The organism is Aliifodinibius sp. S!AR15-10 (assembly GCF_031569985.1).
In the GTDB taxonomy this organism is placed as follows: Bacteria; Bacteroidota; Rhodothermia; order Balneolales; family Balneolaceae; genus JAMQKA01.
Genome location: NZ_JAMQKA010000036.1, coordinates 1 through 12291, shown reverse-complemented (window position 1 = coordinate 12291; position 12291 = coordinate 1). Strand labels below are relative to the sequence as shown.

7 protein-coding genes are annotated in these 12291 nt (G+C 48.4%); 3 read left to right on the top strand and 4 right to left on the bottom strand.

Annotated features, from left to right (window positions below; translation table 11 throughout):
- Positions 1–54 precede the first annotated feature (54 nt).
- Positions 55–1209 (bottom strand): glycosyltransferase family 1 protein, encoded by a 1155-nt coding sequence (locus NC796_RS18855; RefSeq protein WP_310686686.1) that lies wholly within the window; start codon positions 1207–1209, stop codon positions 55–57.
- A gap of 83 nt (positions 1210–1292) precedes the next feature.
- Here NC796_RS18855 and NC796_RS18850 point away from each other — a divergent pair, with 83 nt between their 5' ends.
- Together NC796_RS18850 and NC796_RS18845 are read left to right on the top strand one after the other, a co-directional pair.
- Entirely contained in the window at positions 1293–2270 is a 978-nt protein-coding gene (locus NC796_RS18850) for an NAD-dependent epimerase/dehydratase family protein (protein ID WP_310686685.1), read from the top strand.
- A 14-nt stretch (positions 2271–2284) separates the two neighbouring features.
- Positions 2285–3856 carry a putative Ig domain-containing protein gene (locus NC796_RS18845; protein ID WP_310686684.1) on the top strand — a complete coding sequence of 524 codons (1572 nt, stop codon included), beginning with the start codon at positions 2285–2287 and terminating at the stop codon, positions 3854–3856.
- A gap of 193 nt (positions 3857–4049) precedes the next feature.
- Here NC796_RS18845 and NC796_RS18840 read toward each other — a convergent pair whose 3' ends face one another.
- Positions 4050–5348, bottom strand: coding sequence for a peptidoglycan DD-metalloendopeptidase family protein (locus NC796_RS18840; protein ID WP_310686683.1), 1299 nt, complete (start codon positions 5346–5348; stop codon positions 4050–4052).
- A 314-nt stretch (positions 5349–5662) separates the two neighbouring features.
- Here NC796_RS18840 and mutY point away from each other — a divergent pair, with 314 nt between their 5' ends.
- Complete coding sequence (gene mutY, locus NC796_RS18835; protein ID WP_310686682.1) at positions 5663–6757, top strand: A/G-specific adenine glycosylase; 1095 nt, start codon at positions 5663–5665, stop codon at positions 6755–6757.
- Positions 6758–7581: 824 nt separating this feature from the next.
- Here mutY and NC796_RS18830 read toward each other — a convergent pair.
- Both NC796_RS18830 and NC796_RS18825 read right to left on the bottom strand, forming a co-directional pair.
- Entirely contained in the window at positions 7582–10725 is a 3144-nt protein-coding gene (locus NC796_RS18830) for an efflux RND transporter permease subunit (RefSeq protein ID WP_310686681.1), read from the bottom strand.
- Positions 10726–10776: 51 nt separating this feature from the next.
- A complete protein-coding gene (locus tag NC796_RS18825; protein WP_310686680.1) occupies positions 10777–11979 on the bottom strand; it encodes an efflux RND transporter periplasmic adaptor subunit in 1203 nt (400 codons plus the stop codon).
- Between the last annotated feature and the right edge of the window lie 312 nt (positions 11980–12291).

Sequence of the window (12291 nt, the reverse complement as noted above, 5' to 3'; positions counted from 1 at the left end):
TCTTGGGGGGTGCGTATGTGAGACGTACAATACTTTCAAATTATTTCCCGCCATTTAAAATTTCAGCTCTGGCATCGGCTCACTGAGGGCTTCGCGATAGTCTTCCAACAGCTTCTCATTCACATTTTCCCACGAATATGCGAGCGCTTTTTGACGCGCGGTCTTCCCCATTTTCTTACGAAGTTCTTCATCTTCAGCAATTTTCTGCACTCCATTCGCAAATTCACTGGTGTTGCGCGGCGGTGCCAAAAATCCATTGATGCCCGCCTCCACCAGTGATCTACTGCCGGTGGCATCAGCGACCACACACGGGAGCCCGCTGGACATCGCTTCAAGCGTTACATTCCCAAATGTTTCGGTATCAGAGGGAAACAGGAAAATATCACTACTGGCATATGCCCGGTGCAGCTCTTCTCCCGTTATAAAACCGGTGAAATGGGCTTCAGGCAACATCTGCTGCAGCTCTTTCTTGGCAGGGCCGTCGCCCACAACCATCGCCCGAATGTTCAGATCCCTGTTCTTTAGCTTCTTGATCGTATCCACATAGGTTTGCAGATCTTTCTCCCACACCAAACGCGAGACAAATGTGACAACCAGCTCATCATCTGCGATTCCCAACGATTTTCTCCATTTCATGTCCCGCTTGTCCGGGTGAAACTTCTCTGTATTTACACCGCGCGCCCAGATCCTGACCCCGTTGTTTATACCCTGCTCATTCAGCTCATCGGCCATTGAGGGTGAAGGCACGTACACGTGTTTACACTGGCTGTAAAACCAGACCAAGTATTTCCAACCCAGCATCTCCAGCATCTCAAGGTTGTAATACTTTAGGTAGCTCGTGAAATGGGTATGATAGGAGGCCACAATCTGAATATTGTGTGACTGTGCATAACGCATCGCCCGAAATCCCAGCAGATCCGGTGTGGCTATGTGAACAAGGTTGGGATTAAAGGCTGCCAGTCGTTCCTGGACCGCATCCGGAAATCCAACGGTTACACGGTATTCTGATCGGCCGGGCATAGGTATGGAGGGCACCGGTACCAGCTCCCCGTTGTGGTCGATTGGTGGATCGTCGATGGTTGGCCCAAATACCAGAACTTCAATACCCTTGCGTTCAAGAAAATCGACCAGGCGATTCAGCGTCAATGAAACGCCATCTCGGATGTGGTTATAATTCCCGGTAAAAATTGCTACTCTTAGCTGACTCATAAATTTTCAAAAGGACAGGTGTGATTCGTATCTTGTAACGCTTTATAATTTTAATTTATGAAATTCGGAATATACGAAATTTGATGAAGGCCTTCGTAACCGGCGGAACCGGATTTATCGGTAGTCATTTGGTAGATACGTTGATCAATGAACAAAAGTTTTCAGAAATCCGGTGTCTTGTGCGAAATAATGAGAAATGGTTGAAGGGAAATGATTACATAAAAGTTCCCGGCGACCTCCACGATCTCAACACACTGAAAGATGCGATGACCGATGTGGACGTTATTTTCCACGCGGCGGGAGTCGTCAAAGCACCAAGTTGGCAACAGTTTCAACGTGCCAACATTGATGCCACGGAAAACATCCTGCGAATTGCCCAAAAACAGGGTGTTAAAAAAATGGTAATACTTTCTTCGCTTGCCGCGGCCGGCCCCAGCGAGAACGGTACTCCGGTATCGGAGCGAGATCCCATGAGGCCCGTAAGCATGTATGGCCGCTCCAAAAAGGAGATGGAAGAGATGATTCACCAAGTGGCTTCAGAGGAACAATCGATTACCATCCTGCGTCCACCCGCCGTGTATGGTCCCCGCGAGGATCAAATATACTCTTTCTTCAAGATGATGGACAAGCACATCTGTCCTATCATCGGGGACGGAGAATCACCAAAAATTTCGATGGTTTATGTAATGGATGTGATCCTGGGAATGCTGCAAGCTGCCAAGCAACAAGTCCCGGGCGTCCACACCTATTTTATTTCCGGCAAGCAGCTGCATACGTGGAATGAGATCAAAGAAACATCCACGAAGGTTTTAGGTAAAAAAGCCATTCCCATTTATATTAAGCCGGGTGTCGTTAAGAAAATTGCCGGGGCTGTTGAAAAGGCTGCATCATTTTTTGGAACGTATCCCGTTATTAACCGCGAAAAGGCGAATGAATTGGTTTTGGAGTGGACCTGTTCGATTGACAAAGCTCAAAGGGAGCTCAACTTTGAACCGAAGTATACTCTGGCAGAAGGAATTTCCAGAACTATCCACTGGTATAAAATGCATCACTGGTTATAATCAGCACATTAGGTATGATGAAGTTACAATCCGTATTTTTTTCGATTCTGTTACTCTTGACACTAGCCGTTGCTAACTTGAGTGCGCAGCCCAACCTTACTAAAGACTATTCTTATGTGATGGAGATTCCATCGGTCATTGCCATGGAGAGTTCGCCGGCACATATGTACGTACTTTCTGAATCTGAGGGTATGGTCCTGTTTCGCAGCAGTCCCGATTCGGTGCGGTGGCTGTACTCATCTACAGGGATGGAGCGGCGAGGATACAAAATGACGGCCGACATCCGTTTTGCTTACCTGTTTGGGGATTCCCGTCGCCTCACGGTGCTGGAACCTACCTCGGTGCTGGGCGTTTACTCCTCTACGCAACTTCCCTCGCAGCCGTTAGATGCCATTCGTATGAACAAGTTTCTGTATGTAGCGATGGGCATTGAGGGACTCGGTCGCCTGGATCTTTCCACCCCGGCCTCCGTGGATTCAGCTGTTACCCGCATTGAACGGGAGACCCTGCAGGGACAGGAAGTGATCGATATTGAAGCCAGCAGGAGCCAGTTGTTCGTCCTTACATCGGAGGGAAACCTGCTGATTTTTAATGAAAATGATTCCGATGAGCAGGTTTCACTTTCCAAACGGCTTCGGGTAGATGAGGAGCTGGAGCATATTTTTGTAATCGGCGGCGAACTGCTTGGCTCTGATTCCTCGGGGGGAATTTATGAGATCGACAGCAATGGAAACCTCGCGGAGTTTGGCTCCATTGGCGAACCGGTGCAAAAGATGGAATCGTGGCAAGACTGGCTGATTATTAAGGGAGAATCGAATCGGCTGTGGACTTCGTACCGAAACCGCTCTCCGCAATTGTGGAAGAAGGATCGTGATGCCGGCAATTATTTTACGGTAACGCAGAATAAACTCTGGCTTTGCGAGTATGGCCAGTTAAGCCCTGTCACCACTTCCACTGAGGCACAGGCACAAGCCCCATCTTCTACCAGAAACACCTCAAACGAATCTACTTCATCACTAAACCTCAGGCCAATTGACAATATTACGGTTCCCTATCCCAAGCCCGTGCTGCAAGCTATTCAGCTGGAAGGCAACTATCCGCTTGACAGGGTGCAATTTGCTTACCAGTCCAACATTCAGAATGCAAAGATACGGGGCAATGGGTTTTACTGGCAGCCGCAATCAAACGAGATCGGTCGACACAGTTTCAAAATTATCGCCACTTCATCGGACGGACAGGTCGACAGTACCAGCTTTGTGGTAGATGTGCGATCATTTAACGCGCCGCCGCGGTTCAGTCCCGTGCGACAACTTACCATACCGGTGGGGGAAGCGTTTACCCTGCCGATCAACGCCACCGATCCCGACGGTAATGATCCCAAGCTGATACGTTATATTGGGGTTGATCTTCCGGAAGGTGGAACGGTAAATGAAAAGACGGGACGATTCACCTGGACGCCAACGGCTCGTCAGGTTGGTGAAAACAGTTTCCAGGTGGTGGCTACCGATCAGTATGGGGCAGCATCACAAATCGATATTACAATACGAGTAATTGAAATAAAACGGAGCGAAGATGCTGGAGAGTGATTGATACGTAATGCGTGATGCGTGACACAGTGCCATTAATTTGCAGTGCAAAATACCTGACTATATAAATCTCTTCAGCAAAGATCTCTCCCTCTCGGTCGAGATGACACTAAAAAATAAAGAGTTCGTGCTGAAAATGTACTTTTCGAACTCATCCTAATTACGTATTACGTATCACGCATTACGCCACTTTCTACCGTGCCAGCCCGCCACTTACGGGCTCAACAGACTCCGGTTTCACCGGATCATTTATTTGGTAGAGCATCTGTGCGAGGTAGCTTTTGACTTGAATAAATTGATCCATACTCTCCCCGGGGACTGATCGAGAGGCAGGCAGGTCCACCGTCAGTGGGTTCACCGGCCGGTTGTTTTTGTAGATTCGGTAATCGAGATGCGTGCCCGTCACCCTCCCGGTCCTTCCGACATACCCAATCACCTGTCCCTGCTCTACGGTTGCTCCGCGCCTGATTCCGTTTGCAAACCCACTCAGGTGCAAATAGGCAGTCCGGTAGGTGCTGTTGTGACGAATCTTGACAATATTGCCGTTCGCGCCGCGGTACTGGGCTTCGGTAACCGTGCCATCACCTACCGATAACACCGGGGTCCCGTGAGGTGCGGCATAGTCTACGCCGTAGTGTGGCATCCGGCGTTTTAGCACGGGATGGAACCGGTTGTGGCTGAACCCGGAGCTGATTCGTTGGCTATAGTTGAACGGGGCCTTCAGCAGTGCTTTTTGCACGCTGTTACCCTCCTCGTCGAAATAGCCATCGATCTCCTCATTCTCGAACTTAAACGCTTTATGGGTTTCTCCGCGGTGCGTAAATTCCGCTGCCAGGATCTCGCCAGTACCGAAAAAATCCCCATCCACAAACTTTTGTTCATAAAATACCTTGAAGCTGTCTCCATCCCGCAGACCAAAAAAATCGATCTCCCATGCGTAAATTTCAGATAGCTTGTTTGCCAGTAACGGGCTCAGCTTTTGCTCCATCATCGCCTCGTATAGTGAGCTCGTGATAAGGGCCGAAGCTCCGACCCGCTTGGTAGTAATCTCTTTTTTCTCTTTATACACTTTGAGGGAATCCTGCCAGTCAAACACTACATAATCGACCGGGCTGGGTTGCCATACCATCCGTGAAATTTGACTGTTTGAATCTGCAGAGGCATAAATCCGGTAGTTTTGTCCCGGCCTGAATGAGCGGAGGTTCACTACATCATTGGCTTTGCGCGTAATGGAATAGATCTGTTGTGGAGAGACCTCATACCGAGCCAGAATTTCATAGAGACTTTCATTTCGTTTTACTTTATAATCACTGACACGGGCGGAATCGAAGGGAAAACCGAATGAATCATAATTTATTTTTACCGGCTGTGTTGAGATCGTATCAGCTTTTAACTCCTCATCCTGTGCCATCTTTTGAGGCGATTGCTGGTTGTTGCAAGAAATAAAAATGCCGGTTGAGAGGATAAGAAATAGTAAAAACAGTTCGCGCATGCACCTTGGAATTTTTAGAAGAGTTACTAGTTAGTCCCGTATAATTGTATTCAAATTTACCGGTGCATTATAATTGGTCTACCACTTTTTTACAACGGATAGATTTTTCTATTTTCACCGGCGTATTCCCTTGGGTAGAAATGACTTCTGTATCACTCCAATCCCTGAACAATCCATTAACTTCAGCATAATAAAGAAAACATCCCATACACTCTACAAAACTACGCTGGGAAATATTTATTTTCTTTAAAATGAATTTTTGTGCTTCAAATCTGTTGAATGAATATTTTTAATATAATCAAACCTTAAGTTCTGTGTCTGAACATTTTTTTAGTGACAAACTTCTCTCTTGGTACGATCAACACAAGCGTGACCTCCCGTGGCGCGACTGCGGTGATTCCTATAAAGTCTGGGTTTCGGAAATTATGCTTCAACAGACGCGGGTAGACCAGGCGACGCCCTATTTTCATCGATTTATCGAGCGCTTCCCTACCGTTGAAGACCTGGCAGAAGCAGACCAGCAGGAAGTACTCAAAGTGTGGGAAGGACTTGGATACTACAGCCGGGCGCGACATATGCATCATGCGGCACAAAAAGTAGTTGAAGATTTCGATGGCCAATTACCAGAAACCTGGGACGGGATCACCTCCTTGAAAGGGATCGGACCCTATACCGCCTCGGCGATATTGAGCATTGCTTTTGAAAAACCTTATGCCGTAGTAGATGGCAACGTCATCCGCGTAATAAGCCGGTACTTTGGTATTGAAGATGACGTGCGCCGGACCGCTACCAAAAACAGGATACAGGAGTTGGTGGATGACCTGATTGACGATGAGCGTCCAGGCGATTTTAACCAGGCGCTGATGGAGCTGGGGGCCACGGTCTGTGCTCCATCTAATCCCGATTGCGAAAACTGCGCTGTCAATGCGGAATGTGTCGCCTACAAGACGGTCAAAACTGATGAAATTCCGTATAAGTCTCCCGCCAAAAAGCGGCCCCATCACCAGATTGGTGTGGGCATCATAAAAAATAAAGATGACCAGGTGCTTATAGCCCTGCGACCTGATGACGCTATGCTTGGTGGACTGTGGGAATTCCCGGGCGGGAAGCAAAAGGACGGTGAAGAGATCGAAGAAACCGTGGTGCGTGAACTGCAAGAAGAGCTCGGCGTACAGGTAGAGATCTCAAAACCGTTTATGAAACTCGACCACGCCTACTCTCACTTCAAAATCACCATGCATGCCTTTCTCTGCGAACTACAAGATGGCACACCCGAACCGAACAGCAGTCAACAGGTTAAATGGATTTCAATCGACGAGCTCGAGGATTATCCTTTCCCGAAAGCCAACCGCCGACTCACCGAAAAACTGATGAAACTGGGGAAAGGTCAGCAACAATTGGATCTTTAATAATCAACATTTCTTTCCAGCACACGATTCACATGTCATTCTGAACTTGTTTCAGGATCTGGTAAGGTCGTTTAACTTTGATCATTTACCCAATCGTATCAACGCTTCGATTCCCCGCGAGATCCCGGAACGAGGTCCGGGATGACACCACGGCTTTGTTGTTTTTTCACCAATTATTGATCTCTTTCGTACTCTTTTGTAAGGGAGACTTGGATATTGCTTTTTCAAAACCTGCTGAAGCCTAACATTCACTGCCTTCCTACACCTGAGTTTTTTGGTTCTTTATTTTAAAGCTATTTTGATACTATACGTAGCCTACGCAAAGCTCACTCCTACCCTACGCAAAGGCTTTACGTAGGGTAGGCACAGGCTGTGTCTAGGCTAGACGGAGGCAATGTCTAGGGTAGACATAGACTATGTCACCACCAGGCAAGGTGAGGCGAACCCTGTGAGGTTATACGAGAGGGTTTGAAGGTCAAAAAGTCCAAAGCTGGAAGGTTAAAGATTTAACTCCCCATCCGTCATAATGTAAATTTCGCTGTACAAAGAGAACGGAGCAGTAGCGTTACGATTATTGACCTCTGGGTGATCCAATCTCTGGCCTTGAAAAGCTGACCGCCCGGAAGGAAATGGAGTGAGGCGTAAAGAAAAAATCTGTGATTTTTTTATTCCGACAGCTGTCAGAACGGCGACTTTTTTCGTTCATTTCTTTAGTCCGACTACCGGCGGATTTTGTCGCTAAAAAAATGGACACCTTTTCCAGGCTCCATGAAGCTGACTTTATTGAGTCGCCCAGAAGAGACACAAAGATATTCCAAATAAATTTAGGATACCGTCTCTTCCACAACTTTGGGTTTATCTTCCTTAAAGCTTTTAACCACATCATCCAAAATCATATAGAGGCAGGGGACAATCACCAGAATAATAGAGGTAGCGAAAACAATTCCGAAACCGAGGGAGATCGCCATCGGGATGAGGTGATAAGCCTGTCGTGAAGTCTCAAGGATAATCGGCGTGAGGCCACCAAATGTAGTAAATGTCGTCAACATAATGGGCCTGAATCGACGCAGTCCAGCCTCGTGAATTGCCTCAAACACCGAGTGATCATCGGCAAGTTTCTTATTCGCATAATCAATCATAATCAGGGAGTCGTTAAGCACCACGCCCGACAATGCGATTACCCCCATCAGGCTTACCAGCGACAAGTCATAGCCCAGCAGAATATGCCCGATTACAGCACCTACTATTCCAAACGGAATGGCCCCCATCACAATAAGGGGCTGGATATAGCTGTTGAATGCAATTGCAAGAAGCGCGTAGATTACCACCATGGCCAGGGCAAATCCACCCCAAAGTGCCTGGGTAGATTCTCGCATCTCGGCCTGGCTGCCTTCAAAGCTCCAGGTAATTCCCGGGAAGTCGGCCCTGAGCTGCGGCAACACTTCCTGTTGAATCGATTCCAGCACCCGTGTTACGGCGTTGGCCGGTTCGGCATCCATCCCCACTGTTACGACCCGGCGCCCATCGCGGCGATTGATTGAAGTAAACGCTTCCCCCTCTTCAAGGCTCACAACATCCATCAGGGGAACTTCCGTACCATTGGGTGCCTGAATCACCAGGTCTTCCAGGTGATGGATATCTTTTCGCTGCTCTTTCGGCAGCTTCACACGTACTTCAATTTCGTTGGTACCACGCAGCTGACGCATGGCAAGAGCTCCATAAAAAGCATTCCGAATCTGTTCTCCCACATCCGAGGGTGTCAGACCAAGCTTTCGGCCTTCCTGCAGGAGTTGGAAATCGAACTGTGTTTTGCCCCGGTTATAATTGTCGTTGACATCACGGGTGGCCTCAAACGATTCCACGCGTTCAAAAAAGGCCTGGCTTGCCTTCTCCAGTACTTCAATGTTGGAATGACTCAGATCCACACTGATATCCTGCTGGTAACCGGCCGGGCCCCGCTCGGCTTCAAATGTGATCTGGTCCAGCCCCTCTATATCGCCAATATTATCACGCCACAACTCGATCACTTCCTGGGCCGACATATCACGTTGACTGGGAGGTCTCATAACGATCTCGACATCAATGAAACTCTGTCCCCGGACATTGGTTTTAATACCCTCAGCCACCTCAAACAGGTTGTGCTCTTCAAACATCCGGTAGGTTGAGTTGGTAATTTCATTGGCAACCACAGCTGCCTGATCTGGGGTGGTTCCAACCGGTAGGCTCACGCCGGCTTCGATCTCATCAGCAGAAACTTCCGGCATCATCACCATCCCCATGTGATCGCTGTAGCCGTAGCCTCCAACTACAATCAGCAGGGCTATGGCCGATGAGAGGGTGATATATCGATTACTGAGACACAGTTCAAGGAATGAGCGATAATAGGTGTCAACAAACCGGTTGAAACGCTCCGCAAAAGCCTGCTGCCAGCGATGCACTGTTGCCCCGATTTTGAACTTACTCTCCTCTTTAGAACTGTGAGCGAGATGGGCCGGCAGGATGAAGAGGGCTTCAAACAGGGAGACTGCCAGCACAATGATAACAACAGCAGGCAGCGGCCACCAGTATTTACCGGTCGCACCCGGGATAAAAAGAAGCGGTACAAAGGCGATAATATTTGTCAAAATGCTGAATGTAACCGGCTTGCTTATATCCTTTGTTCCAGCAATCGCAGCTTCAATAAAGCTCATGCCGCGCTGCCGGTACTCGTAGACATTCTCCCCCACTACAATGGCATCATCAACCACGATACCGAGCACTACAAGGAATCCAAACATCGAAATCATGTTGATGCTCAAACCAACTATCGGTAAAAACAGCAGCGCACCCACAAAGGAGATTGTCATTCCCATCATCACCCAAAACGCGAGGCGATACTCCAGGAACAGCGCCAGGATAAACATCACAATCAAAATTGCTATGACCCCGTTTTCAGTTAGTAAGGAGAGACGCTCTCGGTAATCATCGGCACTGTTGCTGTCGATGCGATACTGCACGCCGGGTGGGAATGAGGCCTGGGCCTCATCCATGATTTGCTGAACGGTGGAAGCGATCTCAAGGGGAGACTGGTCACCAATGCGATAAATCTGAAGTTCGACGGAGTGCTGGCGATTGAATTCCCCGTGGAAACCTGTTTCCTCAAAACCATCAGTGATCTCGGCTATATCTGCCAGTGTTACGGTTCCGCCCTCTGGTGAAGCTACTAATTCTATATTCCCATACTCCTCGGCCCACTGCTTGCGCTCCTGCATGCGCAAAAGAATTTCTCCGGCATTGGTCTCAACGGCTCCTGCGGGAATATCTTCGCTTGATTCCGCAATCAGGTTGGCAACATCGCCTAGTGTAAGATTGTATTCGCGAAGCTTATCCCTGGGAATTTCCACATGCGTCATGTAATCGGGGACATTGCCTATTTCAACCTGCGTTATCTCTTCACTGCTAAGTAAACGGTCGCGAAGATTTTCCGCCATCTTTCGTAGCGTCCATACATCCGCATCGCCATATAATCCCAGTGACATTACCTCCTGCTGGTTCGACTGAAGCCGCACTTCAGGTTCCTCAATATCGTCAGGAAAGGTATTGATTCGGTTAACGGCCTGGTCGATATCCTGGAACGTCTTCATCCGGTCGGTTCCAGCCACGAGCTCTATCATCACTTCACCGGAACCTTCATCAGCCGTAGAGGTCACCTCTTTGATGCCCTGCACACCCCGTATCGCTTCTTCAACTGGTCGGAGAATACCTTGCTCAACCTCGGCCGGAGCGGCACCCGGATAAACCACGTTCACTTCTACGATATCAAGCTGGAACTGGGGGAAAACCTCTTTCTGGATATTGAACATCGTCCAGATACCGCCGCCCAGCAAAATGATCATCAACAGGTTGGCGGCTATCGGGTTACGGGCCATATACGCAATAGGCCCACTGAAGCTGCTACCCTGTTCGTTACTTGAATCAGAATTACTCATTTAGAAAAAATTCTGAAGGTTAAATTTCTGTTTCTCATCTAATGCTCCTTGTTACTCGGCCGTATTTTGTGGCGGATCCTGCTGTGCTTCACTTTCAGAACCCTCCAGTCTCAGGCTTGCCCCATCAACGACAGTAGATAAGTTCGTGGTCACTACCTGGTCCTGCTCATTCAGACCATCACCGATATATGCATATTGGGCATCGCGAAAGACGATATCGACATCACGGATGCGCAGCTTGCCGTCCTCCATGACCCATACCGTCTCTCCTGTGCGGATATAATCGCGGTTTAGCCGAAAAACATCCGGCAGCTCCCGGGCCTTGATGCTCGCTTCAACAAATGAACCAACCATGAGAGCAGGCTGTCCCAGGTTATCAGCATCTCGGGATTGTGGGTCTGGAACCGATATCAGTACTTGTGCCATCCGTGTCTGGTTCTCAAGAGCACCAACCAGCTTGTGGAGATGCCCGACGCGATATTCATCCTGTGGCCAAGCCGTACGATTTCGTATCCGCACCTCAGAACCTTCCTGGTTACCATCGGGAAAGTTGAGCCAGCGGAGCTGTGACAACGGCACCGTTGCTTCCACCCAGTAGGTATCCATACCGATCAAGCGACCGAGGCTGTCCCCGGGTCCCACGAGCGAACCAACATTCACATTACGGCTGAGGATATGCGCATCAAAAGGGGCTCTTATCGTCGCTCGCTGGAGTTCAAGCTCTGCCTGTTCAACAGCTGCACGCGCCGATTGCACCTGTGATTTAACAGCTTCAAGTTGGGGTTCGCGCAGCACAAGTGATTCACTCTGTTTGGAGAGGGTATCCCCATACAGCTGGTATTCCCGTTGTGCGGCCTCCTGCCGTCCCATCTCCACTTTCATATTGGATAAAGCCTGGGTCAGCTCACTCTTGCGTTGCTGCAAGGCATTTTTATAATCTGAAGGATCGATCTGCAACAACTTGTCCCCCTTCTCCACATAACCACCAGGAGTAAAAGAGTCCGACCGTTCAATAATTTCACCGTCTACTCGTGGACTCAGAACGATATCCTGCGAAGGTTCCACCGTGCCCATCACACGGATGGTGGGACGATATGTATCCCGCTGAACCTCGGTAACATTGACAAGCATTGCCGTTTCTGCCGTTGCCCCAGAGCGTTGTGCCGTTGGTTCGGTAGAGAAAATAAGCGTTGTGAACGCTCCCCCCACCAGCAGAATAATAAAACAGATGAGAAGCGTCTTTTTCTTATTCATATAACCCTAATATTTAATGCTGGATCCCCAATAATTGCGATTAATTATATTGTTGTAATTGGAATGTGCCGAAGATCATTCCACAAACACGGTTTCATTTACAACACATTGAAATGCGAATTCATATAAATGATGTGCCAGGGCCAGTATTGGCCAACATTGCGGTAACACTTGTAAACAATGCCATACTAGTGTCATTACCACTAAATAAAAGGGGTAAATGTGATTGGGTTTTTGTATTTTTCGAATAAAACATCATGGATAAACTCACCTTTCCCGACCTCTCTCAACAAGTCAAAGATCAACTCCTTA